Below are 24,160 nucleotides of genomic sequence, written 5' to 3' on the forward strand. Positions count from 1 at the left end.
ACCACCCCCCCTTACCCCGTACACACTGCTGGACGGGGGGGGGGGGGCCCCCCGCCGCCGCCCCCCGCCGGGGCGGCGGGGGGGCCGGCCCCCCCCCCGGGGGGGGGGGGGGCCCCCCCGCGCCCCCCCCCCCACCACCCGCCTCCGGATCACCGGACCACGGGATCACCGGATCTGCAGGTCACACGATCAGCAGGTCGTCACCCCTCGATCCGGTGCTGGGTCCAGAAGGAGGTCAGGTCGACGGTCGTGGCGGCCTGCGCGGCGGCCTTGAACTCGGCCGTCGTGGAGACCCCGTACCAGTGCGACTGCGCGTAGCCCTTCAGCAGCCCGGCCATCGCGGTGTCCCCGATGGCGCGGCGCAGGTCGTGCAGGGCGCACTTGCCGTAGCCGTACACCACCGTGGAGTAGCGCGAGGAGTTGGCGTCCCAGTAGGCCATCGAGTTGGTGATCTTCTCGGCCGACGAGGCCCAGGAGACGCTGTTCCAGCACCCGGAGCCGGTCTTGCCGAGCGCGAGGTCGGTGGCGTAGTCGGTGAACGCCTCGTCCAGCCAGGGGCTGTTGTACTCGTCGTCGCCCACGATGCCGTAGAACCACTGGTGGCCGATCTCGTGGGTGAGCGCGGTGGTGCTGACCAGGTCGAGGACGAAGCCGGGGTACTCCATGCCCCCGAACCAGAAGTTGTTGTCGATCACGGCGTCCAACTCGCCGTACGGGTAGGCGCCGAAGCGCTGGGCGTGCGCGTCGACCGCCGAGGTGGCGGTGGAGAGCATCGACTGCGCGTCGGAGGAGCTGATCCCCGCCACCGAGTAGATGTTGACCTTCACCCCGGCCGACGAGGTGCCGGATATCCGGGTGAACGGCCCGGCGCCCCAGGCGAAGTCGCGCACCTTGCTCGCGGTCGCCTTGGTGACGGTCCGCCCGGAGCTGCCGGGGGTGTCCACCGAGGTGCCGGTGGCGGGCACCAGCAGGCTCGACGGGTGGTCGAGCGTGACGGTGAAGTCGGAGGCCAGCGAGTAGAAGGCCTCGCCGTTGTTGGTGTACGGGTCGAGGTGCCAGCCGGCCGCGTCCCGGACGGCCAGCACCGGCAGCGCGTTGCCCAGGAAGTTGAAGGCACCGTCGCGGCCGAAGCGGTCCGCGCCGCTGGGCACGGTGATGCCCAGGTCGAAGCCGACCGTGCCGCTCTGGCCCTGGGCGAGCGGGGCCGGCAGGGTGATCTTCAGGGCGGTGCAGTTCACCGACAGCGGGGCGGCCGTGCCGCCGGTCACGTTGCTCACGGTGATCGGGGTGCTCGGGCAGCTGCCGTGCCAGTTGTCCCACAGCCGCAGGTAGACCTCGTTCAGCGGGGCGGCCGAGGCGTTGCTGAAGGAGACGCTCTCGTGCCCGGTCCAGCCGGCGCCGGTGGCGTCACTGGTGAGGTCGACCGTGTAGGCGGGCGCGGCCGGGGTCCGGGTCGGGTCGCCGGGCTGCGGCGGCGTGGTGCCGCCGGAGACGTCGAGGGTGACGTCGTCCAGGACGAAGCTGGTCTGCAGGCTGGAGTCCTCGGCGCCGGTGAAGGCGAGGGTGACGGTCTTTCCCGCGAAGGAGGAGACGTCGACGGTCTTGTGCACGTACCCGCTCTGGGCGTCCAGGTTCGAGTAGGTCGCCAGGGTGGTGGAGCCGAGCTTGACGGTCAGTTTGTCGTAAGCCGTGGTGGTGGTCGTCTCGGCCGTGTCGACGTGCAGCCAGAAGCCGAGCGAGGCGGTGCCGCACCCGGAGGGGAGGGTGACGGACTGGGACAGCGTCTCGGTGTGGGTGGACCCGTACCCGTCGAGCCAGGCGAAGGAACTTCCGGAGTGCGCGGTCTGGCCGCCACCGCTGGTGATCGCGCCGCTCGGCGCCGTCCAGGGCGAAGTCCCGGACTCGAAGCCGCCGTTGGCCACGACCTGGGCGGGCGTGCAGTCCGCGGCACTCGCCACGTTGGGGGTGGCGAGGGCCGTGGTGCCGGCGGCGAGGAACAGGGCGGCGCCGGTGAGGGTGCGCAGGAGTCTTTTCATCGAAACCTCTCGAAGGAGCGAACCGGGAGCAGCAGCGTGACAGCAAAGCCCCTCATTTGAAAGGGGCATGCCAGATCGTGCGTCGCCGATCGATGCCGCGGAGCGGCCGACCCGGGCGGGCCGCGGACGCACGGGCCGCGGGCGTGCGGGACTCGCCCGTACGGGACACCGGCCGGCGGCCGTCGGAAAACCGGTTGCCGCGCCGCCGCCCCGACCGCCACCATCCCGGCATGACCGACCACACCGCCCGCCCGCTGCCCGTGACCGCCGCCGCCCGTCCGGCCCCGGTCCAGCAGCAGCCCGGCCGCCCCCGGAGGCCCGACCGCACGCACGCGTGAGCACCGCCCTGGTCGCGGGCCTGCTCGCCGGGTACGGCGTCGCCGTGCCGGTGGGGGCCGTCGGGGCCTACCTGGTGGCGCTGACCGCCCGGACGACGCTGCGCACCGGCGTCTGCGCCGCGCTCGGCGTGGCGGCGGCGGACGGGATCTACGCCGTACTGGCGGCGTTCGGGGGCGGCGCCCTCGCCCCGCTGGTCGAGCCGGTGGCCCGGCCGCTGCGGGTCGGCTCGGCGCTGGTGCTGCTGGCGCTCGCGGCCCGGACGGCCCGCACCGCCCTGCGCGCCCACCGCGGCCGCTCCGGATCCGCCGCCGACGCTCCCGGGGCACCGCCGGGGCCGGGCCGGGCCTTCCTGACGCTGCTCGGGATCACCCTGATGAACCCGCTCACGGTGCTCTACTTCACCGCCCTGGTGCTGGGCGGCGGCCCGGCCCCGGACGCCGTCGCCCGGACGGTGTTCACCGCCGGGGCCTTCGCGGCCTCGGCCAGCTGGCAGCTGCTGCTGGCCTCCGGCGGCGCCCTGCTGGGCCGGCTGCTGACCGGGGCCCGGGGGCGCCTGTGCACCGCCCTGGGCTCGGCGGCGCTGGTGGCCGCGCTGGCCGCGCAGCTGCTCGCGGCCTCGTGGTGAGCACCGCGCCGACACCGCACCGCATCACCCCGCGTCACCCCAGACCGCCCCGCAGCGCGCCTCACCCGGCCCCCGGGCGAGGCGCCGGGGCCGCCCCCGGACGGCATCCGGCACCACCCCCGGAGGACCCGCGGGCCGTCACGGAGAGACACATCACCCCGAACCGGTGGAAACTTCGCTTGTATCCTGGTGGTGTATCCGCCTGACCTGCCGGACGGACCCCGGGCGCGGCCCGACGTTGTCGGCACCGACGCGGAGGAGTAGTGCGGACATGGTTGAGCAGGACGGCCCCGAGCGGCGGGCACGCCTGAGCCGTCCGCTGGTGCTGGCCGCGGCCGTGGCGCTGGTGGACCGCGAGGGCCTGGCCGCGCTCACCATGCGCCGGCTGGCGGCCGAGCTGGGCGTGGAGTCGATGGCCCTCTACCGGTACACCCCCGGCAAGGAGGCCCTGCTGGACGGCCTGATCGAGGCCTACTTCACCGAGCTCAACGAACGGCTGCGCGCCACCGCCGTCCGCGCGCCCGCCGCCGGGCCCTCCCCCGGCCCCGCCTGGCGGGCCGAACTGCGCCGCATCGCCGGGGCGTTCGCCGCCGTGGCGCACGCGCACCCGGAGATCCTGCCGCTGGTGGCGACCAGGCCGCTGAGCGTTCCGGTGGCCCGGCGGCCCGCGTCGGTGCTGCAGCTCACCGAGCACATCCTCGCGGTGCTCGGGCGGGCCGGCTTCGACGACGCCACCGCGCTGACCGTCTACCGCGCGTTCGTCGCGTGGAACCTGGGCTGCCTGCTGGTGGACAAGCGCCAGGTGGTCGACAACCCGGAGGAGCCGGATCCGGTGCTGCGGCTCGGCCTGCACCGGCTGCCGGCCGCCGAGTACCCGCGGCTACGCGCGCTGGTCCCCCGGTTCGCCGACTTCGACGACGCGGGAGAGCTGCTGAACGGCCTGGACGCCCTCCTGGACGGCCTGCCGGCGGCCCCCCTTGACGCGTTCTACGGCGGCGGCGCATCCTGAGGATACGAGGTACACGTCGGACATATCCGCTCACCAGCACGGCACCGCCGCCACACCGCGATCCGCGATCGCCGAGGCGTGACCGGCGCGGAGCGCCCCCGACGGCGCCCGGAAGAGGTCGCCATGTCCGCTGGACCCTCCACTCCCTCCCGACCCGACATCCTGAGGCTCCGCGTCACCGCCAAGGACGCGGACACCCTGCGCACGCTGCTGCGCGAGACCCGTCCCGACGTCGGCGGCCGTCCGTACGTCGAGGCCGACGGGCGCGTCAGCATCGACGCCTACGTCCCGGACGACCGGGTCGCCGCACTGCAACGCGACGGCGTCTCGGTGACCCGGATCGGCAACGCCAGCGAGGCCGGGCGCGCCGCCCAGGCCGAGGTCGGCGAGGGCGACCGCTTCGCCCCGGCCGACGCCGTCCCGCGCGGCCTGGCCGCCAAGCTCGCCGGCTGACCCGGGAGGACCGTCATGCCGTACCTGAACACCACCGAGGTCGAGTCCGCCCTGGCCAGCCTGGCCACCGCCTACCCCGGCACCACCCAACTGATCACCCTGCCCGAGGACTCCGTCGAGGGCCGCACCGCCCACGCGCTGCACATCGGCGGCCCCGCCCCGATCCCCAAGGCCTGCGTGATGATGATCGGCGGCGTCCACGCCCGCGAGTGGGGCAGCTGCGAGATCCTCGTCCACCTGGCCGCCGACCTGCTGGAGGCCGACCACAACGGCACCGGCCTCGGCTACGGCGCCACCGTCGTCACCGCCGCGGAGGTCCACGACCTGCTCCGGCGGCTGGACCTGGTGCTCTTCCCGCTGGTCAACCCCGACGGCCGGCAGTACAGCCAGAAGGTCGACCCGATGTGGCGCAAGAACCGCAACCCGGCCAACTCCGGCATCAGCCTGGACCCGGACTGCGTGGGCGTCGACCTCAACCGCAACTACGACTTCCTGTTCGACTTCGGCACCGCCTTCGCCCCGACCGCGAACCCGCAGGTGTCGACCGACCCGTGCGACCCGCAGGTCTACCAGGGCCCGAGGCCGTTCTCGGAGCCGGAGACCCGCAACGTCCGCTGGCTGCTGGACCAGTTCCCGCGGACCAGGTGGTTCGTCGACGTGCACAGCTACTCGGAGGACATGCTCTACAACTGGGGCGACGACGACAACCAGTCGGTCGACCCGGCGATGAACTACCGCAACGCGCAGTTCGACGGCCTCCGCGGGCTGCCGAACGACGTCGCGTACGCCGAGTACATCCCCAAGACGGACGAGGACGGCGCCGTCCTGCTCGCCGAACGGTTCTGCCAGGGCGTCAAGGGCGTGCGCGGCCGCACCTACAAGCCGATGAGCGGGTTCCACCTGTACCCGACCAGCGGGACCAGTGACGACTACGTCTACGCCCGCCACTTCGACGATCCCGACCAGGGCAAGGTGCTCGGCTTCACCGTCGAGTGGGGCACCAGCTTCCACCCGCCGTGGGCCGAGATGAGCCGCATCATCCTCGACGTGGACGCGGGACTCGTGGAGTTCTGCCTGGCCACCGCCTGAACCATCGTGCCCGACAGCAGGGTGCCCGCCACGACCGGTCGTGGCGGGCACCCGACGTGTGCGGGCCCGTACTCCTGCGGGCCCGTGCTCCTGCGGGCCCGGCGGGCTCAGGCGGCCCGGTGGAAGAAGAACGGGTCCAGCGAGGGCGGCACCCGGCTGACGCCGTCCAGGTCCAGCAGCTGGTGCGTGGTGAAGTTGGCGTTGCGCTGGTACGTCACGCCGACCGGGAAGTTGGCCCGGTCGGGGGTGTTGTTCCCCGCGAAGATCCCGTAGAAGTCCCGGCCGACGGCGACCATCCGGATGTAGTCGCCCAGGTAGGGCAGGGCGCCGGGCGGGGCCTTCGGCACGTCGCCCGGGGCCTGGTGCAGGACGTGGGCCTCGGCCGTCGCACCGCCGTCGGCGGTGAGTTCCAGCGCCGTCGTCCACTGGTCGTGCGCCAGCTGCTGGTAGACCAGCCCGACCAGCCCGTCCGCGTTGATCGCCAGCGCCGGGTTCTTGGCGTTGACGAGGTCCGCGCGCGCCGGGGCCCAGGTCTGCCCCCGGTCGGTCGAGCGCCGCACGTGCAGGACGTAGTCGGTGGGCACGGTGCCGCCGGTGCCGTCGCACCAGGCGATCCAGACGGTGCCGGAGTCGGTCGGGTCGACGGCGATCGACAGGTCGGCGCCGGTGCGTTCCTGCCCCAGCGTCGCCGCCTTGACGTTGAACCGCACCGTCCGCCCGGCGGCCACCCGCTGGCCGGCGACGCCGTCGTCGGAGTCCCGCAGGTCCTGGAACGGGCTCGCGACCAGGGCGCCCTTGTCGTCGCGGGTCACCACGACGTCGAAGGTGACGACCAGCCCGGAGAAGTCGCTCCAGCTCTCGAACGCGGTGTACACCGTGCCGTCGGGGTGCAGCGCGATCCGCACCGGCGGACCGTCGAACACCCGGTGGGCCCGCTGGTCGACCTGGACGGACCGGAAGGCGCCGTGGCCGTGCCGGGCGTCGGCGGAGACGTCCACCGTGGCGCTGTGCGGCTGGTGGTCGCCGTCGTTGTTGCCGACGTACACCACGTCCCGGCCGGAGCCGTTCACGACGGTGCCGCCGGCGACGACCCACGGCTGGTCCGGATTGTGGACCGCGGCGCGGTCGACGAGGACCTCCATCGGCGCGTCCGACGTGACGTCCGCGGCCCGCAGGACCTGGAGGTCGCCGTCCTCGCCGTTGAGGATGCCGGTGTACAGGGTGCCGCCCTGCGGCGCGAAGCCGACGCTGATGTCGCCGGTGCCGCCCGGGTCGGCGTTGCCGGGGACGACGCTGCGCAGCACCCAGGTGTCGCCGCCGTCCGCCGAGACGTAGACCGGGGCGAGCGGCCCGCCCATCGGATCCGGCGTGAAGGCGGTCGCCACCAGCTGGTTCGGGTTCTCGGGGTTGACGGCGAGGTTGGGCTCGCTGTCCAGGCTGGTGTCGCCGCTCAGCGCCCTGGGGGTGATGTCGACGACCTTGATGGTGGGCATCCCGGCTCACCTCCCTTCCCGCAGCACGGCGAGTCGCTGCACCGGCTGACGGTCGTCGGGGTGGAGCAGCTGGAACGGCGCCTCCGCGGCGAGCTCGCCCGTCGTGGCGTGCAACAGCCACAGGGCCTCCTGCCCGGGCGCCGGTTTGGGGACGTGCAGCCAGCGCCTGTCCCCGCTGCTGGGGTAGAGGACGGTGATCCGTCCGGGGGCGACGTCACCGGCCTCGACGATCGAGACGTCGAGGGCGGCGCGCCACCAGTGCGGGGCGTGCTCCGAGTACGACGCCCGGTCGACGTCCTCCAGGCCGACCACGGTGGCGACGACCACGGCGTCCGTCTGCCCGGCGTGCGCCGCGAGGTCCTCCTCGCGGATGGTGCGCTGCACCGACGACAAGGGCATCTCGTCGGCGGTGGTGGCCGCCATCGAGACGTGCTGCTGGACGGTGTCGGCGGGCAGTCGGCCCAGCTCGACGACGCCGAGGCCCTCGCCGTAGACCAGGCCCCGGGTGAAGAACGCGGCCGTGTCGCCGACCGCGAGCGGGGCCGCGTCGGCCGCCAGGCGGACGGTGACCTCGCTGCCGGCGAGTCGCCGGAAGCCGTTCGGCGCGTGCAGCACCTCGGTCACCGCGACGACGGCCGTGCGCGCGTCGTCCGCACCGGGCGGGACGGCCGCCAGCGAGGTGCCGCCGACCCTGGTGACCGTGCCCCGGAAGCCGAGCGGGGCCCGGCGCACGAGTGCGGCCAGGTCACCGGCCGCGGCGGCGGGTGTCGAGTCGCTCATGACGATCCTCCTCTCCGATCGTCGGTGGCCGGGTCACCGCGCCGCGCGGGCGGTGGAGGGGTGGGCCCGGCGCCACTCGGTCCGCGCGCCCAGCGCGCAGACCGCGGTGAGGGCCGCCGCGAGCGCGACGACCAGCCACTCGGCCGCGCCGCTGCCGGCGTCCGGGTCGAGCCCGAGCAGGGTCTCGATCCACTGCGGCCACACCAGGGTGATCAGGAACAGCAGCCCGGACAGGGTGCCGAGGGCGGTCTCCAGCCAGAAACGGGGCCGGACCGGACGGGATTGCTGGAGGGGCATCGCTGCACCTCCCGTCTCCCCGGAGCCCGGGCCGCGCACGGCGCGCCGGGCGCGCCGTCCTGGTGCCGTCGTGCCCGTGGGCACGGCGGCACGACCGGCCGGGCCGGTCCGGGCCGGGGGTCGCCCCCCGTCGGCGCCGCCGGTCGGGGGGCGTGGCCGCCGCGGGAGGGGTTCTGCTGGGACGCGCGGTGTCGGGCCGCGCGGGGCACGGTGTCGGGACCGTGCCGGGGGTCCGTCGGGTCGGGCCGACGGGCACCGGTGGGGGGCGGGCGCCGGAGTCGGCGCCGTACGCCTACGAGGCACACGTACTGCGTATACGAGTCTGCGCGCACGCCCGGGGCAGGTCAAGGGCGGGCCGGCCGGCCCGCCCGGACGCGCCCGTCTCAGATCCGGGCACCGAGCATCCGGAGCACCAACTCGCCGTAGCGGCGGCCGAGTTCCTCGGGGGTCTCGGTGGAGCGGTCGGTGTACCAGCGGGAGACGTCGATGCCCAGCGAGGTCACCGCGCGGGCCGCCGTGCGGACCTCGGACACCTCGAAGGCGCCGGCCGCCACGCCCGCCGCGATCAGCGCGCTGACCTCGCGTTCGATGTCCAGGCGCAGCGCCGCGACGACGGCGTAGGCGTCCTCGGGCAGCGCGTGCAGCTCGTAGTTGACCACCCGGCCGACGGTGCGGGCCCGGGCGTGCCAGGCGGTGAACTGCTCGACCAGCCGCCGCATCCGCACCACCGGGTCCCCGCCGCCCGCCACCGCGTCGCGCACCAGCGCCAGCGTGGCCGCGTGGCCGGCCTGGCTGATCTCGGCCAGCAGCGCGGCCTTGGACTGGTAGTGGATGTACAGCGCCGCCGGGCTCATCCCGGCCGCGGTGGCGATGTCCCGGGTGGTGGTGGCGTGGAAGCCGCGCTCCGCGAAGGACTCGACGGCCGCCCGGAGCAGCCGGTGCGCCGCCTCGGGGCGGCTGTCGGCGCCGCCGGGCAGGACGGGCCAGAGGTCGGCGATGGGCGTGCTGGTCATGGCGCCATCCTCCCAGAGAACTCGTACACGCATTCCCCGCCGGGCGGCCGGCGGCTGTTGACAGGCTCCCGCACCACCACCATGCTGAGCAAGCGCTTAGTCACCTCGTGGCCGGGCCCACCCGGACTCCGCCGGCCCCCACGAGGACTTGCGGCACCCGTGGCACCCCTCGTAGTCCGTCGCAGCAGATCCGTCGCAGCAAGTCCCCGTCACAGCAAGTCCGTCGACGTAAGCCGTCGAAGCAGATCCGTCGAAGCAAGTCCGTCGAACCGCGCGAAAGGCAGGACCCCTCCGTGGCGCACTCCTTCAAGGGCCGGGTGGCCGTCGTCACCGGATCGAGCCGGGGCATCGGCCTCGGCATCGCGCGCGAGCTGGTCGACCGCGGGGCGAAGGTCTGCCTGACCGCCCGCAACCCCGAGCCGCTCGCCGAGGCCGTCCGCGACCTGGGCGGGCCGGACAACGCCATCGCCGTCGCCGGCAAGTCCGACGACCCGGCCCACCAGGAGGAGGCCGTCACCCGCACCCTGGAGGCCTTCGGACGGCTCGACCACCTCGTCAACAACACCGGCATCAACCCGGTCTACGGGCCGGTCCTCGACACCGACGAGGCCGCGGCGGCCAAGATCTTCGCCGTCAACGTGCTGGCCCCGCTCGCCTGGACCCGCCGCGCCCACGCCGCCTGGATGGGCGAGCACGGCGGCTCGGTGGTCAACGTGGCCTCCATCGCGGGCATCCGCGCCTCGCTCGGGATCGGCATGTACGGCATCAGCAAGGCCGCGCTGATCCGGCTCACCACCGAACTCGGCGCCGAGCTGGGCGGCCAGGGCATCCGGGTCAACGCCGTCGCACCCGCCGTAGTCAAGACCAGGTTCGCCGAGGCCCTGTACGAGGGCCGCGAGGAGCAGGTCGCCGCCGCCTACCCGCTGGGCCGGCTCGGCGTCCCGGAGGACGTCGCGGGCGCGGTCGCCTTCCTGCTCTCCCCGGACTCCGCCTGGATCACCGGCCAGACCCTGGTCGTCGACGGCGGGGTCACCCTCGGCGGTGGGCTGTGAGCGCGGCGGGCGACGGCCAGGGCTCCCGCGGCACGGTTTCCCCGGACGGCGGCGGCGCGGCCGCGCGGACCGGCGCGGGCGGTGACCTCGCCGGGCAGGGCGTCGTGGTGACCGGTGGCGGGCGCGGCATCGGCGCCGCGCTGGCCCGGGCCTTCGCCGCGGCCGGCGCCAGGGTCGTGGTCAACGACCTGGACGCCGAGGCGGCCCACGAGGTGGCGCGCGACTGCGGCGGGAGCGCCGCCCCCGGCGACGCCGCCTCCGTCGAGGGGCTGACCGAGCTGGTCGGCCGGGCCCGGGCCGAGCTCGGCGAGATCGACGTGTGGTGCGCCAACGCGGGCGTCGCCCCGGTCGGCGGGGCCGACGCGCCCGCCGCCGCCTGGGCCGGCGCGTGGGAGGTCAACGTCCTCGCCCACGTCCGGGCCGCCGACCTGCTCCTCCCCCGCTGGCTGGAACGCGGCGAGGGCCGCTTCCTCGCCACCGTCTCCGCCGCCGGACTGCTCACCATGCTCGGCTCGGCCCCGTACGCGGTGAGCAAGCACGGCGCGCTCGCCTTCGCCGAGTGGCTCTCCGCGACGTACCGCCACCGCGGCGTCCGGGTGCACGCGCTCTGCCCCCAGGGTGTGCGCACCGACATGCTCGCCTCCACCGGCGCGGTCGGCGAGGCCCTGCTCGCGCCCACCGCGCTGGAGGCCGAGGAGGTCGCCGCGGCCACCCTGGCGGCGCTGGCCGAGGACCGCTTCCTGGTCCTGCCGCACCCCGAGGTCGCGGACTACTACCGGGCCCGGGCCACCGACCCGGACCGCTGGATCACCGCGATGAACCGGCTCCAGCAGGGGCTGGAAGAGAGCGAGGCGCTGTGAGGGCCTGGCAGGTGCCCGAGCTCGGCGAGCCGGGCGCGGTGATGCGGCTGGTCGACGGGCTGCCCCGGCCGGTGCCCGGCCCGGGCCAGCTGCTGGTCCGGGTGCGGGCCGCGGCGGTCAACTTCCCGGACGCGCTGATGGTGCGCGGCGAGTACCAGGTGCGCCCGCCGCTGCCGTTCACGCCCGGCGTGGAGCTGTGCGGCGAGGTCGCGGACGGGCCGCGGCGGGGCGAACGGCTGATCGGCAACCCGGTGCTGCCGCACGGAGCCTTCGCCGAGTACGCGCTGCTGGACGCGGCGGCCGCGCACCCGGCGCCCGCGGCACTGGACGACGCCGAGGCGGCCGCGCTGCACATCGGCTACCAGACCGCCTGGTTCGCCCTGCACCGCCGGGCCCGGCTGCGGGCCGGCGAGACCCTGCTGGTGCACGCCGCGGCGGGCGGGGTGGGCAGCGCGGCGGTGCAGCTCGGCCGCGCCGCCGGGGCCCGGGTGGTCGCCGTGGTCGGCGGCCCCGCGAAGGCGGAGGCGGCCCGGGCGCTCGGCGCCGACCTGGTCGTCGACCGGACGGCCGCGGACTTCGTCGGCGCCGTCAAGGAGTTCACCGGCGGGCGCGGCGCCGACGTGGTGTTCGACCCGGTCGGCGGCGACGCCTACACCGGCTCCACCAAGTGCGTGGCCTTCGAGGGCCGGATCGTGGTGGTCGGCTTCGCCGCCGGGCGGATCCCGGCGCCCGCGCTCAACCACGCCCTGGTGAAGAACTACGCCATCCTCGGCCTGCACTGGGGGCTCTACAACACCCACGACCCGCGGGCCGTCGCCGCCGCGCACGAGGCGCTGACCGGGCTCGCCGAGCAGGGCGCGGTCCGCCCGCTGGTGAGCGCCCGGGTGCCGCTGGCCGACGCGGCCGGGGCCGTCCAGCTGGTCGCCGACGGGCGCAGCACCGGCCGGATCGCCGTCCTCGGCGACTGACCGGAGCGCCCGCCCGCCACCACCGCGCCCACGCGGCCGACCCCCGGCGCAGTCGGGCCGCCCGGGGCTCAGCAGGTGGGGGCTCAGCGGGCGCCGGCGATGACGTCCAGGGCCGGGCGGGGCGGGCGGCCGAGCAGTTCCGCGAGGTCGCCCGCCCCGCCCGGCCCGGCCAGGAAGCCGTGGGCGATCGCCGAGTAGGTGCCGACCACCATCGGTACCTGGAAGTCCTGCGCGTCCGAGGCCGCCACCGCTGCCCGCGCCTGCGTCAGCCGGCCGGGCCGGTACTCGGCGCCGAGCGCCCCGGCCACCTCCGCACCCCCCAGCGCGTGCTCCCCCACCAGCTCGTACGTGCGCCCCGCGTGGGCCTCCGGGGCGAGTGCGACGGCGGCCGCCACCTCGGCGAGGTCCTCCCGGGCCACCGCCGCGAGCTTCCCGTCCCCGAGCGGGGCGCGGACCACCCCGTCCGGGCCCGGCGCGGCGATCGCGCCGAGGAACTCGGCGTACAGGCCGTTGCGCAGCACCGTCCAGCGCAGGGAGGCCGACGCGCGGAGCCGCCGCTCGGTCCAGCGGTGGGCGAGGGCGTACGGCAGGTGGTCTCCGTCGCCGGAGAGGCTGGTGTAGACGACGTGCTCGACGCCGGCCCGTTCCGCGGCCGTGATCGCCGCGCCGTGCCGGGCGATCACCACGTCGTCCTCGGCGACTCCGGCCGAGATCAGCAGCAGGGTCCGCACGCCGCGGAACGCCTCCGCGAGCGTCTCGGGCCGGTCGAAGTCCACCAGCCGGGACGGCACCTCCGCGGGCACCGTCCCGGGCGTGCGGCTTCCGGCGGCCACGTCGGGGCGCCCGGCGAGCCGTTCCAGGACGAGCGTTCCGAGCGCGCCGTTGACACCGGTGACGAGCAGCATGGTTCCTCCGGGGATGATCGGGGGGCGGATTCCTGACCATCGTCGGCCGCCGGGGCGCCCGGCGTAAGGAGGCACTTCCATGTCAGCAGGGCACACCGCGATAACCACCCCTCGCCCGGTGGTCTGGTGCGAGGACGGCGTGGACTGCGGGATCCAGGACCTGCTGAGCCGGCTCGGCGAGAAGTGGTCCGTCCTGACCGTCGTCGAACTCGCCCAGGGCGTAAGGAGGTTCCGCGAGCTGCAGCGCGCCCTGCCGGGCATCTCGCAGCGGATGCTGACGCTGACGGTGCGCCGGCTGGAGCGGGACGGCCTGGTCTCCCGGACGGTCCACCCGACCGTCCCGCCGCAGGTGGAGTACGAGCTGACGCCCCTCGGGCACAGCCTGACCCACCTCGTCCGGGCGGTGGCGGACTGGTCCTACGACCACCACGACGCGATCGTGGACTCCCGCCGCCGGTGGGACGCCGCCAACCCCGACTCGGAGGTCCGCTGACCGCCGCGCCTCCGGCCCGGCCTGACGACGCCTCGGATGCCGGGCACCGCTACTCGGCGTACTCCATCTCCGGGAAGCGCGGCGAGGGACCGTCCAGCAGGTGGTCGTCGTGGCCGCGCAGCCAGCGGTCGAAGAAGGAGGCCACGTACGTCCGGGTCGCCAGCACCGCGCGCTCCGGGCGGACCTCGCCCAGGTCCTTGCCGAGCTGCTCGGGGGTGATCGCGCCCTGCCGGGCGAGCTGGGGCAGCAGGGACTGCGCGTCGGTGTAGGAGGCGTGCCGGGAGCCGTCGAGGGTGACGTCGGCGTGCCAGCCCGTGCTGTGCTGCCAGAGGGCGTCCCAGCCGGGCTGGTGGTGGTAGTCCCCGGAGTCCTCCTCCCGCGTGCCCATCAGCAGGAACGGGCGGGCCAGCCCCTTCGCGGCGACGTCGGCCAGGACCACCCCGGTGTGACCGTCCGGCCCGGGGAAGTGCAGCTGACCGTCCATGTCGACGGCGGCCGCGATCCGCGGGTCGTCGTGCATGGCCTGGAGGGCGGTGGAGCCGCCCGCCGAGTGGCCGACCATGCCGATCCGGTCGAGGTCGAGCGAGGCGGCGAGGCCCGCCGGCAGCTCCGGGTCGCGGCACAGGCCGGGCAGCTGGTCCAGCACGAAGCGGGTGTCGTCCACCCTGGTCTGCAGGGAGGTGCGCAGCACGTCGGCGAGGTCGAGGTCGGGCTTGCCCAGCAGCTCGGGGAAGACGGAGGTGGCGAGGTCCCCGTTCGGGAAGGCGACCTCGGAGGCGTCGTAGGTGTGGTCGACGGTGACGACGACGTAGCCGCGCGAGGCGAGGTCCTCGACCAGGCCGGTGCCCCAGGTGCGCGGGTCGCCGAACCCGGCCGAGTAGAGCACGACCGGGCGCTTGCCGCCGGGCAGGGCGGGCGCGTCGGTGCGGGCGTGGGTGCGGACGCCGGCCCAGTCGGTGCGGCCGGGTTCGAAGCCGTAGTCGGACTGGCCGACGCTGCCGGCGCTGCCGAAGTGGTCGGCGGCGGAGCGCTCCATGTACGGGGCGCGGTCCCGGCCGGTGGCGGGCCGGGTGGTCGGGTACCAGAAGCTGATCATCAGCTCGCGAGGCTTCCCCGGCTTCCACCGGAACTCCCGGCTCGGGTCGGTCAGGTGCAGCGTCGTGGTCCCGACGGGGTACGGTCCGGTCGGCTGCGGCAGCCACGCCTGCGCCTGCCGGGCCGCGCCCCCGCCGTCCGGGGCCGCCGCCACCGCCCCGGGCGCGCCGACCACTCCCAGCACCGCCGTCGCCGCCAGCAGTGCCGCCGCCACGCCCCGTCCCCGCCTGTGCATCCCGCGCTCCTCGCCCTCGATCGGTCGGCCCGCCCGGTTCACGCGGTCCGTTGAGCAGGACGGTACGGGTGGGGACGGGGCGAAACCGTCATACCGGGGAGCCAACTCACCCCTGAGTACCAGGGTATGACTCCCTTAGGGGCCGTCAGGCCGTCAGGCCGCCAGGCCGACGGGGGGCGGGGCGCGGGGCGCGGGGCGCGGGGCACCGACGGGAGCAGGGCGCCGGCCGCCGGAGCGGCCCGGGCGGCGTCGTCCAGGAAGCCGGTAGTCTCCGCCCGGATCACCGCCGCCCGCTGATCGCCGGCCTCGACGACGCACGAGAACAGGAGGCGCCGTGCCGCGCCCCGAAGCGCTGCCCCGCACCGTCCGCCTGCTGTTGCTCGCCCGGGTCGTCAACCGGCTCGGGGCCTTCTCGCTGCCCTTCCTCACCGCGCTGATCAGCGCCGACCACGGCGCGAGCCTCACCTCCGCCGGGCTCGTCAGCGCCGCCTTCGGCCTCGCGACGATCCCCTCCCGGCTGGCCGGGGGGTACCTGGCCGACCGAATCGGCCGGCGCACCACCATCGTGCTCGGGCTCTGCGGATGCGCCGTCGCGCAGCTGGCGATCGCCGCGTCCGTGTCACTGACCTGGGCGGTCACCGGGGCGGTGCTGCTCGGGCTGGCCTTCGAGCTCTACGAGCCCCCGAGCCAGGCGATCATCGGCGAGTCCGTCCCTGAGCAGCACCGGGTGCGCGCGTTCAGCCTGTTCAGCGCCGCGCTCGCGGCGGGCGGCATGGGCGCCGGGCTGCTGGCCGCCCTGCTCGGCCGTTGGGACCTGCGCTGGCTCTTCGTCACCGACGCCGTCACCTGCCTGGCCTGCGCCCTGCTGATCCGGCTCGCCCTGCCCCACGACCGTCCCGAACCACCCGGCGCCGACCGGGGCCGCGCCGCCGTACGCCCGCTGCGCGACCGGGCCCTGCTGAGCGTCCTGGCCACCGGCACCGCCTACGCCCTGATCAACCAGCAGGCCGTGGTCACCCTGCCGCTCGCCCTCACCCGGCACGGCCTGCCCGCCGCCGACGCCGGGCTGCTGTTCACCGCCGCCGCGGCCACCACCGTGCTCGCCCAGCCGCTGGTCCGGCTGCCCTGGACGGCCCGGCTCGGCACGCCCGTCGCGCTCGCCCTCGCCCACCTCCTCCTGGCCGCGGGGCTGACGGGCTACGCCCTCGCCGGGACCCTGCCGGGGATGCTCGCCGCGGCCGCGGTGCTGAGCCTCGGCGACCTCCTGGTGATCGGCCGCATCTACGCGCTCGTCACCGAGCTCGCGCCACCCGGTGCCGGCGGCCGCTACCTGGCCGTCTTCGGGACCAGCTGGGGCATCGCCGCGACGCTCGCGCCCGTCCTCGGCACCCAGCTGCTCGCCCGCGCGGGGACGACCGTGCTGTGGTCCGTCATGGCCGTGTTCTGCCTGCTGCTCGCCGCCCTGCACCTCCGGGTGACGCCGGAGTCCGCCGGGTCCCCCCGCCGCCGCACCGCCGGGAGGCCCGGACCGGCCGAGCCCGCGGCCGCCCCCGGCCCGTGACGCCGCCGGCGGCGCGGCGACGCGCACCGGCCCGGCCGGAGGGGCCGGTGCGTCCGCACCCCGCGCGGCAGTCGGTCAGGAGCCGCCCGCGTGGCGGCGGAGCTCGCGGCGGGCCAGGGAGCGCTTGTGGACCTCGTCCGGGCCGTCGGCGAGGCGCAGGGTGCGGTTGCCGGCCCAGAGCTGGGCGAGCGGGGTGTCCTGGCTGACGCCGGCCGCGCCGAACGCCTGGACGGCCTTGTCCAGGATCCACTCCACGGTGCGCGGCGTCGCGATCTTGATCGCCTGGATCTCGGTGTGCGCGCCCCGGTTGCCGACGGTGTCCATCAGCCAGGCCGTCTTCAGCACCAGCAACCGCAGCTGCTCGATCCGCACCCGGGATTCGGCGATCCAGTCCTGGACCACGCCCTGCTCGGCCAGCGGGCGGCCGAAGGCGACGCGCTCGCCCACCCGGCGGCACATCAGCTCCAGGGCCCGCTCGGCGATGCCGATCGCCCGCATGCAGTGGTGGATCCGGCCCGGGCCGAGCCGGGCCTGGGCGATGGCGAAGCCGGCGCCCTCCGCCCCGATCAGGTTCCCCGCCGGGACGCGGACGTCCTCGAAGAGCACCTCGGCGTGGCCGCCGTGGTCGGCGTCGTCGTAGCCGAAGACCGTCATGCCGCGCTTCACGGTGACGCCGGGCGTGTCGCGCGGGACGAGCACCATGCTCTGCTGGCGGTGCGGCTCGGCGCCCGGGTCGGTCTTGCCCATGACGATGAGGATCCGGCACTGCGGGTTCATCGCCCCGGTGATGTACCACTTGCGGCCGTTGACCACGTAGTCGTCGCCGTCCCGCTCGATCCGGGTGGCGATGTTGGTGGCGTCCGAGGAGGCCACCTCCGGCTCGGTCATCGCGAAGGCGGAGCGGATCTCGGCGTCCAGCAGCGGGCGCAGCCAGCGCTCGCGCTGCTCGGCCGAGCCGAACTGGGCGAGCAGCTCCATGTTCCCGGTGTCGGGGGCCGCGCAGTTCAGCGCGGGCGGGGCCAGTTGCGGGCTGCGACCGGTGATCTCGGCGAGCGGCGCGTACTGCAGGTTGGTGAGCCCGGCGCCGTGCTCGCCGGGGATGAAGAGGTTCCACAGGCCCTGCTTGCGGGCCTCGGCCTGGAGCTCGGCCACGACCGGCGGGACGGCCCAGGGGGCGCGGCCCGGGTCGGCCAGCTGCTCGGCGAGGACGGCCTCCGCGGGGTACACGTGGGCGTCCATGAAGGCCAGCAGCTGCGCACGGAGTTCGTTCGTCCGGGCGTCGTAGGCGAAGTCCATCGGTCAGTTCTCCTTGAGGGTGCTCAGGCCGTGCCGGGCGAGGATCGGGGCCATCTCGCCGGCCCGTTCGAACCCGGCGCCGAGGGTGCGGCCCTGTTGGAAGCGGTAGTGGATGCCTTCGGCGACGACGGCGAGCTTGAAGGAGGCGAAGGCCACGTACCAGTCCAGGTCCGCGGCCTGCCGGCCGGTCGACTCGGCGTACCGGGCGACGAGTTCGTCGGGTTTCGGGAAGCCGGGCGCGGTCGCGGCGGAGGGGATGATGCCGCCGCCGACTCCGGCGAGTTCGGTGTACATCACTAGCAGGCCGATGTCGGTGAGCGGGTCGCCGAGGGTGGACATCTCCCAGTCGAGGACGGCGGTGATGGCGTCGGTGCCGGCGGTGCCGTCCGTGCCGTCCGTGTCGCCGGAGTCGTCGACGAGGACGTTGTCGAGGCGGTAGTCGCCGTGGACGAGGGCGGGTGCGGGCGAGACGGGGAGGCGCTCGGCGAGCAGCCCGTGCAGCCGGTCCACGGCGGGCAGGTCGCGGCTGCGGGAGTTCGACAGCTGGGTGGACCAGCGGCGCAGCTGGCGCTCCAGGTAGCCGTCGGGGCGGCCGAAGTCGGCGAGGCCGACGGCGGCCGGGTCGATCCGGTGCAGGGCGGCGAGGGTGTCGACGAGGCGGCGGCCGAGGGCGTGGACGCGCGGCGCGCCGAGGGCGGCGAACGGGGCGACGTCGCGGTGGGCGGTGCCGGGGACGTGCTCCATGAGGTACCAGGGGGCGCCGAGGACGTCCGTGCCCGGGTCGAGGAGGAGCGTGCGCGGGACGGGGACGTCGGTGTCGCGCAGGGCGGTCATCACGCGGTGCTCCCGACCCATGTCGTGCGCGGTGGCGAGGACGTGGCCGAGCGGGGGCCGGCGCAGGACCCAGCGGGTGGCGCCGTCCGAGAGGACGTAGGTGAGGTTGGAGCGGCCGCCCTCGATGAGGGAGGCGGTGAGGGGGCCCTGGACGAGGCCGGGCAGCTCCCGGTCGAGGTGGTTCCGCAGGCGGCCCAGGTCCAGCCCGGGCGGATCGGCGGGTGTCTCGGACATCGGGCGGCTCCTCGGGGGTGGGCGTGGCGTTGACTAAGCGCTTGCTTAGCATTCAGCCGGAGGGCGCACCTGTCAATGGCGGACGGAACGGAACGAGCCCCCGGACCGCAGGGTCCAGGGGCTCGCAGGGGTAGGACGGTGGTCCGTCAGGCGTCGCCGAACTCTCCGGCGGCGGCGGCGGCCACGAAGGCCCGCCAGGCGTCGGCCGGGAAGAGCAGGACGGGCCCCTCCGGGTCCTTGGAGTCCCGGACGGGCATCACACCGGGAAACGCGGGGGCGATCTCGACGCAGTTGCCGCCTTGTTGGCTGAAGCTCGACTTCACCCATCGAGCACCAGTCGGGTCGAGGAACATCATCGAGCTCCTTCCGTAGCAGTGGACCAGAGCGAGCGTCTCAGATCAGACGTCGCCGAATTCTCCCGCGGCGGTCGCGGCGACGAAGGCCCGCCAGGCCTCGGCCGGGACAACGAGGGCAGGCCCCTCCGGGTCCTTCGAGTCGCGGACGGGAACGACACCCGGGAAGTCCGTCGAAACCTCCACGCAGGTACCGCCGTTGTCGGAGTACGACGACTTGAACCATGAGGCGCGGGACAGGTCTGGTCGAGTCATGGTCAGAGCTCCTTTCGGGCCTTGTGAATCAGGTCGAGGGTCGCGGCTCTGGTCAGCGCTTCCGCCCGCAACCGATCGTAGGCCTTTTCCCACGCCCTGACAGTCCGGTCATCCCGCACCACGTAGCCCTGGTCGGCAGACTCGGTGTAGCCGACCACCGAACGATCCGCGAACGTCAGCAGGGTGACGACCGATCGAAGCGGGGCGTGTTCGGCCAAGCTGAACGGCGCGATCTGAAAGATCACATCGGGCCTGGCCGCCATCTCCACCAGGTGATCGAGCTGCGCACGCATGGTCACGGCACCCCCCACCGGACGACGAATGCCACTCTCATCTATCACCGCGTGGATGACCGGTGGTTCGGCACGCCTGAGAAGCCGCTGCCGGGCGGCGAGGAACCTCACTCGCTCCTCCGCCTGATCCTGCGTGCTGCTTCCTCGCAGGACTGCCGCCGCCTCTCGCGCGGAGGCGTAGGCCTTGGTCTGGAACAACCCTGGAATCAGGTTCGGCTCGAAGATCCTGATCTCCGACGCGCGAGCCTCCTGCGCAGCGTGCTCGGGGAAACCCTCCAGGAAGCCCTTCCGCCTCATCCCGACCCACATCAGCTCCAGCGTCTGGCCCGTCCCGAGGGCCTTGTCCGCCGCCCTGACGAAGTCTCGGCTGGTGGATTTGCGACCCGTTTCGACCGCCGAGATGTAGCTGTCCGAGTAGCCCATGGCCGCTGCCAGGTCCTGCTGGGTCCAGCCCAGCGCCTCGCGCGAGCTGCGAAGTAGTGCGCCGAAGGACGCACGGGGAGATGACGCCGGATCAAGCTCCTTGCGATTCAAAGCCCGCCCCCAATTCCACTTGAGACACAGACAAGTTGAACGGTTGCCAAGCTTAGAGGACATTGGGCACCCCTGGTAGTCGCACAACTACGGAGAGGATCGGACTGTGAGCAGCCCCAAGCCCCCCACGACCCCGCACGCGCCCCGAGTCGGGGCCGTGGACCGCCTCCAGGTCGTGATGTACCTGGCCAAGACCGATGCCGGCTTCCCGGAGCGCGAGCTCCGCGTCTGCGAGCGGTACGCCGCCGCCTTCGACTGGGGGGTCTCCCTCATCGTCGTGGACGACGAGGTGGACGTGAGGGGCCCGGAGCACCGGCCGATGCTGCGGGCCGCGCTCCAGCGGCTCCTCGACCGCGAGGCGGGCGCCATCCTCGTCCCGACCAAGGCCACCATCTCCCCCATCGACGGCGAGTTCAACGAGTTCGCCGAGCGTGTGGAGAAGGCCTCCGGCTTCATCCAGGTGGCGACCCGCTGATGACGACCGGCCGCTACGCGATCATCCCCGCCGACGACGCCTGCGACGGCTCCTCCTACCCGGTCTGGATCGTCCGCGACCGCACGACCGGCGAGCCCGTCAGGGCCCTCCCGCCGTCCGACGCCCCCCTGCGCTTCTACTCGTACGCCCTCGCGCAGGCCTGGGTCCTCCGGAACGCCCCCGCCCCGGAACCCGCGTGACCGCGGAGTCCCGCTACGAGGTCCGCCTGATCCCGCCGAGCAGCCCGCACTTCCTCCTCCTGGAGTGCTGGGGCCTCTGGGACCCGGCCCGGCACGCCTACCTGCGCGTGCCGGGCTCCTCGGGCCGGATCAGGCGCTTCTACACTCCGACCGCGGCGCAGGCCCACCTGCGCACGCCACCACCCCGCCCGACCGACAGAATGACCGCATGAGGTTGATCCACACCGCGCTCGGCGCCCTGCTGCTCCTGCTGGTCATCGGCAGCATCCTGCGCACCCTGGTCGTCCCGCGCGGGCTCTACTCGGCCCTGGTGCACCGGCTCTGGCGGGTCCTGCGGACGGTGCTGCGGCTCTACGCGACACCGTTCCGCACCTACCACGCCCAGGACCGGGCCCTGACCTGGCTGGCCCCGCTCGTCCTGCTCGGCATGCTGGCGGTGTGGCTGGGCGGCATGCTCATCGCGTACACACTCCTCCTGCACGGCACCTCCGAACTCGACTGGTCGGTGGCGTTCCGGGAGGCCGGGTCGAGCCTCTTCACGCTGGGCTTCGCGAGCGGCGAACGCCTGCACCTGTCCGTCATCGACTTCATGGCGGCCGCCAGCGGGCCGCTGGTGATCGCCCTGCAGATCTCCTACCTGCCGACCATCTACGCCGCCTACCAGCGGCGCGAGACCGAGGTGACGCTGCTGCAGTCCCGGGCCGGGGAGCCCGCCTGGGGGCCGGAGCTGCTCGCCCGGCAGACCCTGGTCGACACCGAGACGGCGCTGCCCCAGCTGTACCGGGACTGGGAGCGCCTGGCCGCCGACATCGGCGAGAGCCACTCCAACTACCCGGTGCTGCTCTCCTTCCGCTCCCCGCAGCCGAACCGCAGCTGGGTGGTCGGCCTGATCGCGGTGATGGACGCCGCCGCGCTCCACCTCGCCCTCTGCCCCCGCACCGCACCGGCCGAGGCCCGGCTGGTCCTGCGGGCCGGATTCACGGCGCTGCGCGACATCGGGCGTTCCCTGCGGGTCGACTTCGACCCGGACCCGGACCCGGACGTGCCGATCCGCCTCACCTACACCGAGTACATCGGCGCCGTCGCGATGATCGCCGCCGCGGGCTTCCGCAACGAGCGGCCCGTCGAGGACGCCTGGCGGCACTTCCACGGCTGGCGGGTCAACTACGAGGCCCTCGCCTACGAGCTGGCCCGCCGCAGCGACGCCGTGCCCGCGCTGTGGACCGGCCCGCGGGACTTCCACGCCCCGGTCATCCCCCCGGCCCGCCCGACCGACCGCCGCCCGGGCCCGTCCAGCCCCACGCTCCCGCCCGCCTGAGCCGCCGGCCACGCCTCCCCTCGCCGGACGGCCTCCCGGCCACCGGCGTCCGACCGCCGACGGACGCCGGAGGCCGTCCGGCCGCTCAACCGTTCGCAGCCGACCGGACCCCGCCCGGCCGCCTGTCCGGGTGAACGCCGCCTGACACGGCGTCGGCAGCCCGCCCCCGGGAGCGGCCGCGACGACCATACGGCCATGTCCCTCTCTCTGCGCCGAACCAGCGCCGCCGCCGTCGCCGCCTGCGCCGCCCTCCTGCTGCCCCTGCTCCCCGCCCAGGCCCACGCGCTGCCGCAGTCCCCCGCCACCGCCGCCCACGGCTCGGAAGCCCGGGTCTCCGCCCTCCTCGACCGGATCCGCGACCGGCCCGAGGCCCTGCGGGCCTTCCTGCACGAGCTGCCCAAGGGCGGCGACCTGCACAACCACCTCTCCGGCGCGGTCTCCACCGAGCTGCTGATCCAGCTGGCCGCCGACGACGGCCTGTGCATCGACGCCACCCTCACGGCCCAGGAGGCGCCCTGCGCCCCCGGTGCCCGTCCGGCCTCCGACGCCCTCTCCGACCCCGCGTTCCGCCAGGACGTCATCCGCGCCTGGTCCATGCAGGACTTCGTCCCGGGCGCCGAGTCCGGGCACGACCACTTCTTCGCCACCTTCGGCAAGTTCGGCGAGGCCAGCTGGCGCCACCCGGGCCGGATGCTCGCCGAGGTCACCGACTCCATGGCCGACCAGCACCAGGAGTACCTGGAGACGATGATCACCCCGGCCTCCGGCGGGGCGGCCGCGCTCGCCGCCAAGGTCGGCTTCGACCCGGACCTCGCCGCGCTGCGCGCCAAGCTCCTCGCCGACGACGGCATCGCCCGACTCGTCGCCCAGGCCCGCGCGGACGCCGACGCGATGTTCGCCGAGTACCAGGCGACGGCCGGCTGCGGCGGCGGCCACCCCGCGCCCGGCTGCGCCGTGACCGTCCGGATCATCTCCCAGGCCTCCCGGGCCTCCACTCCCGCCCGGGTCTTCACCCAACTGCTGCTGGGCATGGAACTCGCCAGCCAGGACGACCGGTTCGTCGCCGTCAACCTCGTCCAGCCGGAGGACTACCCGGCCTCGCTGGAGAACTACACCCTGCAGATGCAGATGCTGGACTACCTGCACCCGCTCTACCCGAAGGCCCACATCACCCTCCACGCCGGTGAGTTGGTCCCCGGCCTGGTCAAGCCCGAGGACCTCCGCTTCCACATCCGCGAGGCCGTGCTGACGGGCCACGCCGAGCGCGTCGGCCACGGCGTCGACGTCGTCCACGAGGACGACTCGGCCGACCTCCTGAGGACGCTGGCGCAGCGCCACACCCTGATCGAGGTGCCGCTGACCAGCAACGAGCAGATCCTGCAGGTCTCCGGGCCGGACCACCCGTTCCCGCTGTACCGGCGCAACGGCGTCCCGACCGCGCTGGCCACCGACGACCCGGGCGTCTCGCGCGGCGACATCACCGAGGAGTACCGGAAGGCGACCACCCGCTACCAGCTGGGCTACCGCGACCTGAAGGACCTGGCCCGCACCTCCCTCGAGTACGCCTTCCTGCCCGGCCGCAGCCTCTGGCAGGACCGCGACGGCTTCCGCCCGGCACCCGAGTGCGCCGGCGAGACCATCGGCGCCGCCCACCCGGGCCCGGCCTGCGACGCCCTGCTCGCCGCCAGCCCCAAGGCCCAGGCCCAGTGGCAGGAGGAGTGCGCCTTCACCGACTTCGAGACGGCCGTCCTCCACCGCCGCGACTGACCCCGACCACCCCCGACGGCGCGGGCGGGCTCCCCACGAGGGAGCCCGCCCGCGCCGTCATACCGTTCCGAGGCATCGACTGGGGCTCCGCTGCCGGTGGGCTGTTCGGCGACGGCGAAGGTCTCGACGACACGCAGGCCGAACTCGACGTCGCAGGAGAGCGGTTCGCCACCTCCCGCGAACGGAAGGAACGTCGTCGGCACCCAAGGACCCCGTGGTGACCCATCGCGGTCCAACTGCCATCATCTGACGGTACGCACGCATGACGCACACATCGGAATCTTGACACTGATCCGGG

At 74.4% G+C, this 24,160-nt stretch carries 26 protein-coding genes; 14 read left to right on the forward strand and 12 right to left on the reverse strand.

All coding sequences use genetic code 11. From position 1 onward, the window contains the following. Nucleotides 1-200 precede the first annotated feature (200 nt). Complete coding sequence (locus ACFYUY_RS29820) at nt 201-2,036, reverse strand: M1 family aminopeptidase (RefSeq protein ID WP_360222916.1); 1,836 nt, start codon at nt 2,034-2,036, stop codon at nt 201-203. Between the two features lie 334 nt (nt 2,037-2,370). On the opposite strand from ACFYUY_RS29820, the gene ACFYUY_RS29825 reads away from it, so the two are divergent. The 4 genes from ACFYUY_RS29825 to ACFYUY_RS29840 all read left to right on the forward strand — a co-directional run bounded on the left by ACFYUY_RS29825 (nt 2,371) and on the right by ACFYUY_RS29840 (nt 5,551). Beyond that, a complete protein-coding gene (locus ACFYUY_RS29825; RefSeq protein ID WP_387905207.1) occupies nt 2,371-3,000 on the forward strand; it encodes a LysE family transporter in 630 nt (209 codons plus the stop codon). Between the two features lie 271 nt (nt 3,001-3,271). Then, nucleotides 3,272-4,009, forward strand: coding sequence for a TetR/AcrR family transcriptional regulator (locus ACFYUY_RS29830; RefSeq protein ID WP_387905209.1), 738 nt, complete (start codon nt 3,272-3,274; stop codon nt 4,007-4,009). Nucleotides 4,010-4,132: 123 nt separating this feature from the next. After that, complete coding sequence (locus ACFYUY_RS29835) at nt 4,133-4,462, forward strand: hypothetical protein (protein WP_360222907.1); 330 nt, start codon at nt 4,133-4,135, stop codon at nt 4,460-4,462. A 15-nt stretch (nt 4,463-4,477) separates the two neighbouring features. After that, complete coding sequence (locus tag ACFYUY_RS29840) at nt 4,478-5,551, forward strand: M14 family metallopeptidase (RefSeq protein WP_387905212.1); 1,074 nt, start codon at nt 4,478-4,480, stop codon at nt 5,549-5,551. A gap of 107 nt (nt 5,552-5,658) precedes the next feature. On the opposite strand, the gene ACFYUY_RS29845 is transcribed toward ACFYUY_RS29840, so the two are convergent. From ACFYUY_RS29845 to ACFYUY_RS29860, 4 genes are all read right to left on the reverse strand, one after another. Next, the gene (locus ACFYUY_RS29845; protein WP_387905215.1) at nt 5,659-7,044 is read right to left on the reverse strand and encodes a hypothetical protein; all 1,386 of its coding nucleotides are present in this window, start codon (nt 7,042-7,044) and stop codon (nt 5,659-5,661) included. Nucleotides 7,045-7,050: 6 nt separating this feature from the next. Further along, the gene (locus tag ACFYUY_RS29850; protein ID WP_387905217.1) at nt 7,051-7,824 is read right to left on the reverse strand and encodes a hypothetical protein; all 774 of its coding nucleotides are present in this window, start codon (nt 7,822-7,824) and stop codon (nt 7,051-7,053) included. Nucleotides 7,825-7,857: 33 nt separating this feature from the next. Further along, nucleotides 7,858-8,121 carry an ABC transporter permease gene (locus tag ACFYUY_RS29855; protein ID WP_360222895.1) on the reverse strand — a complete coding sequence of 88 codons (264 nt, stop codon included), beginning with the start codon at nt 8,119-8,121 and terminating at the stop codon, nt 7,858-7,860. 383 nt (nt 8,122-8,504) lie between these two features. After that, a complete protein-coding gene (locus ACFYUY_RS29860; RefSeq protein ID WP_360222892.1) occupies nt 8,505-9,134 on the reverse strand; it encodes a TetR/AcrR family transcriptional regulator in 630 nt (209 codons plus the stop codon). 293 nt (nt 9,135-9,427) lie between these two features. Between ACFYUY_RS29860 and ACFYUY_RS29865 the strand changes: the two genes are divergently transcribed. The 3 genes from ACFYUY_RS29865 to ACFYUY_RS29875 all read left to right on the forward strand — a co-directional run bounded on the left by ACFYUY_RS29865 (nt 9,428) and on the right by ACFYUY_RS29875 (nt 12,014). Beyond that, nucleotides 9,428-10,186 carry an SDR family oxidoreductase gene (locus tag ACFYUY_RS29865; protein WP_387905219.1) on the forward strand — a complete coding sequence of 253 codons (759 nt, stop codon included), beginning with the start codon at nt 9,428-9,430 and terminating at the stop codon, nt 10,184-10,186. Between the two features lie 104 nt (nt 10,187-10,290). Further along, complete coding sequence (locus ACFYUY_RS29870; RefSeq protein ID WP_387905417.1) at nt 10,291-11,046, forward strand: SDR family oxidoreductase; 756 nt, start codon at nt 10,291-10,293, stop codon at nt 11,044-11,046. Continuing rightward, on the forward strand, nt 11,043-12,014 hold the full coding sequence (locus ACFYUY_RS29875) for an NADPH:quinone oxidoreductase family protein (protein WP_360222886.1): 972 nt from the start codon (nt 11,043-11,045) through the stop codon (nt 12,012-12,014). The genes ACFYUY_RS29870 and ACFYUY_RS29875 overlap by 4 nt, the downstream gene beginning before the upstream one ends. An 83-nt stretch (nt 12,015-12,097) precedes the next feature. Here the strand turns inward: ACFYUY_RS29875 and ACFYUY_RS29880 are convergent, their stop codons facing one another. Next, on the reverse strand, nt 12,098-12,919 hold the full coding sequence (locus ACFYUY_RS29880) for an NAD(P)H-binding protein (RefSeq protein WP_387905221.1): 822 nt from the start codon (nt 12,917-12,919) through the stop codon (nt 12,098-12,100). 79 nt (nt 12,920-12,998) lie between these two features. Between ACFYUY_RS29880 and ACFYUY_RS29885 the strand changes: the two genes are divergently transcribed. After that, a complete protein-coding gene (locus ACFYUY_RS29885; RefSeq protein WP_360220368.1) occupies nt 12,999-13,412 on the forward strand; it encodes a helix-turn-helix domain-containing protein in 414 nt (137 codons plus the stop codon). Between the two features lie 49 nt (nt 13,413-13,461). On the opposite strand, the gene ACFYUY_RS29890 is transcribed toward ACFYUY_RS29885, so the two are convergent. Next, complete coding sequence (locus tag ACFYUY_RS29890; protein WP_387905222.1) at nt 13,462-14,742, reverse strand: alpha/beta hydrolase family protein; 1,281 nt, start codon at nt 14,740-14,742, stop codon at nt 13,462-13,464. Nucleotides 14,743-15,076: 334 nt separating this feature from the next. Between ACFYUY_RS29890 and ACFYUY_RS29895 the strand changes: the two genes are divergently transcribed. Continuing rightward, on the forward strand, nt 15,077-16,303 hold the full coding sequence (locus ACFYUY_RS29895; RefSeq protein ID WP_387905224.1) for an MFS transporter: 1,227 nt from the start codon (nt 15,077-15,079) through the stop codon (nt 16,301-16,303). Nucleotides 16,304-16,378: 75 nt separating this feature from the next. Here the strand turns inward: ACFYUY_RS29895 and ACFYUY_RS29900 are convergent, their stop codons facing one another. The 5 genes from ACFYUY_RS29900 to ACFYUY_RS29920 form a co-directional block, all read right to left on the reverse strand. After that, the gene (locus ACFYUY_RS29900) at nt 16,379-17,599 is read right to left on the reverse strand and encodes an acyl-CoA dehydrogenase family protein (RefSeq protein ID WP_387905227.1); all 1,221 of its coding nucleotides are present in this window, start codon (nt 17,597-17,599) and stop codon (nt 16,379-16,381) included. Nucleotides 17,600-17,602: 3 nt separating this feature from the next. After that, nucleotides 17,603-18,667, reverse strand: a complete 1,065-nt coding sequence (locus tag ACFYUY_RS29905) for a phosphotransferase family protein (RefSeq protein ID WP_387905229.1) — start codon at nt 18,665-18,667, stop codon at nt 17,603-17,605. Nucleotides 18,668-18,813: 146 nt separating this feature from the next. Further along, nucleotides 18,814-19,023 (reverse strand): DUF397 domain-containing protein, encoded by a 210-nt coding sequence (locus ACFYUY_RS29910; protein ID WP_360220347.1) that lies wholly within the window; start codon nt 19,021-19,023, stop codon nt 18,814-18,816. 42 nt (nt 19,024-19,065) lie between these two features. After that, nucleotides 19,066-19,275, reverse strand: a complete 210-nt coding sequence (locus ACFYUY_RS29915; protein ID WP_387905231.1) for a DUF397 domain-containing protein — start codon at nt 19,273-19,275, stop codon at nt 19,066-19,068. A gap of 2 nt (nt 19,276-19,277) precedes the next feature. Beyond that, entirely contained in the window at nt 19,278-20,102 is an 825-nt protein-coding gene (locus ACFYUY_RS29920) for a Scr1 family TA system antitoxin-like transcriptional regulator (protein WP_387905233.1), read from the reverse strand. Nucleotides 20,103-20,259: 157 nt separating this feature from the next. Between ACFYUY_RS29920 and ACFYUY_RS29925 the strand changes: the two genes are divergently transcribed. The 5 genes from ACFYUY_RS29925 (at nt 20,260) to ACFYUY_RS29945 (ending at nt 23,862) form a co-directional block, all read left to right on the forward strand. Beyond that, nucleotides 20,260-20,577 carry a hypothetical protein gene (locus tag ACFYUY_RS29925; RefSeq protein ID WP_387905235.1) on the forward strand — a complete coding sequence of 106 codons (318 nt, stop codon included), beginning with the start codon at nt 20,260-20,262 and terminating at the stop codon, nt 20,575-20,577. Continuing rightward, on the forward strand, nt 20,577-20,777 hold the full coding sequence (locus ACFYUY_RS29930; RefSeq protein ID WP_360220335.1) for a hypothetical protein: 201 nt from the start codon (nt 20,577-20,579) through the stop codon (nt 20,775-20,777). The genes ACFYUY_RS29925 and ACFYUY_RS29930 overlap by 1 nt, the downstream gene beginning before the upstream one ends. Further along, complete coding sequence (locus tag ACFYUY_RS29935) at nt 20,774-20,989, forward strand: hypothetical protein (RefSeq protein ID WP_360220332.1); 216 nt, start codon at nt 20,774-20,776, stop codon at nt 20,987-20,989. Before ACFYUY_RS29930 ends, ACFYUY_RS29935 begins: the two co-directional genes overlap by 4 nt. Beyond that, complete coding sequence (locus ACFYUY_RS29940) at nt 20,986-22,095, forward strand: hypothetical protein (protein ID WP_360220330.1); 1,110 nt, start codon at nt 20,986-20,988, stop codon at nt 22,093-22,095. The genes ACFYUY_RS29935 and ACFYUY_RS29940 overlap by 4 nt, the downstream gene beginning before the upstream one ends. Before the next feature lie 195 nt (nt 22,096-22,290). Continuing rightward, complete coding sequence (locus ACFYUY_RS29945) at nt 22,291-23,862, forward strand: adenosine deaminase (protein ID WP_387905237.1); 1,572 nt, start codon at nt 22,291-22,293, stop codon at nt 23,860-23,862. The last annotated feature ends 298 nt before the right edge of the window (nt 23,863-24,160 follow it).

It is taken from the genome of Kitasatospora sp. NPDC004745, assembly GCF_042873275.1.
Classification (GTDB): domain Bacteria; phylum Actinomycetota; class Actinomycetes; order Streptomycetales; family Streptomycetaceae; genus Kitasatospora.

What these genes read in the sequence shown, in the direction of transcription:
- ACFYUY_RS29820 (WP_360222916.1), bottom strand. Translation starts at nt 2,036, where the DNA reads ATGAAAAGACTCCTGCGCACCCTCACCGGCGCCGCCCTGTTCCTCGCC.
- ACFYUY_RS29830 (WP_387905209.1), top strand. Translation starts at nt 3,272, where the DNA reads ATGGTTGAGCAGGACGGCCCCGAGCGGCGGGCACGCCTGAGCCGTCCG.
- ACFYUY_RS29835 (WP_360222907.1), top strand. Translation starts at nt 4,133, where the DNA reads ATGTCCGCTGGACCCTCCACTCCCTCCCGACCCGACATCCTGAGGCTC.
- ACFYUY_RS29840 (WP_387905212.1), top strand. Translation starts at nt 4,478, where the DNA reads ATGCCGTACCTGAACACCACCGAGGTCGAGTCCGCCCTGGCCAGCCTG.
- ACFYUY_RS29845 (WP_387905215.1), bottom strand. Translation starts at nt 7,044, where the DNA reads ATGCCCACCATCAAGGTCGTCGACATCACCCCCAGGGCGCTGAGCGGC.
- ACFYUY_RS29850 (WP_387905217.1), bottom strand. Translation starts at nt 7,824, where the DNA reads ATGAGCGACTCGACACCCGCCGCCGCGGCCGGTGACCTGGCCGCACTC.
- ACFYUY_RS29855 (WP_360222895.1), bottom strand. Translation starts at nt 8,121, where the DNA reads ATGCCCCTCCAGCAATCCCGTCCGGTCCGGCCCCGTTTCTGGCTGGAG.
- ACFYUY_RS29860 (WP_360222892.1), bottom strand. Translation starts at nt 9,134, where the DNA reads ATGACCAGCACGCCCATCGCCGACCTCTGGCCCGTCCTGCCCGGCGGC.
- ACFYUY_RS29880 (WP_387905221.1), bottom strand. Translation starts at nt 12,919, where the DNA reads ATGCTGCTCGTCACCGGTGTCAACGGCGCGCTCGGAACGCTCGTCCTG.
- ACFYUY_RS29885 (WP_360220368.1), top strand. Translation starts at nt 12,999, where the DNA reads ATGTCAGCAGGGCACACCGCGATAACCACCCCTCGCCCGGTGGTCTGG.
- ACFYUY_RS29890 (WP_387905222.1), bottom strand. Translation starts at nt 14,742, where the DNA reads ATGCACAGGCGGGGACGGGGCGTGGCGGCGGCACTGCTGGCGGCGACG.
- ACFYUY_RS29900 (WP_387905227.1), bottom strand. Translation starts at nt 17,599, where the DNA reads ATGGACTTCGCCTACGACGCCCGGACGAACGAACTCCGTGCGCAGCTG.
- ACFYUY_RS29905 (WP_387905229.1), bottom strand. Translation starts at nt 18,667, where the DNA reads ATGTCCGAGACACCCGCCGATCCGCCCGGGCTGGACCTGGGCCGCCTG.
- ACFYUY_RS29910 (WP_360220347.1), bottom strand. Translation starts at nt 19,023, where the DNA reads ATGATGTTCCTCGACCCGACTGGTGCTCGATGGGTGAAGTCGAGCTTC.
- ACFYUY_RS29915 (WP_387905231.1), bottom strand. Translation starts at nt 19,275, where the DNA reads ATGACTCGACCAGACCTGTCCCGCGCCTCATGGTTCAAGTCGTCGTAC.
- ACFYUY_RS29930 (WP_360220335.1), top strand. Translation starts at nt 20,577, where the DNA reads ATGACGACCGGCCGCTACGCGATCATCCCCGCCGACGACGCCTGCGAC.
- ACFYUY_RS29940 (WP_360220330.1), top strand. Translation starts at nt 20,986, where the DNA reads ATGAGGTTGATCCACACCGCGCTCGGCGCCCTGCTGCTCCTGCTGGTC.
- ACFYUY_RS29945 (WP_387905237.1), top strand. Translation starts at nt 22,291, where the DNA reads ATGTCCCTCTCTCTGCGCCGAACCAGCGCCGCCGCCGTCGCCGCCTGC.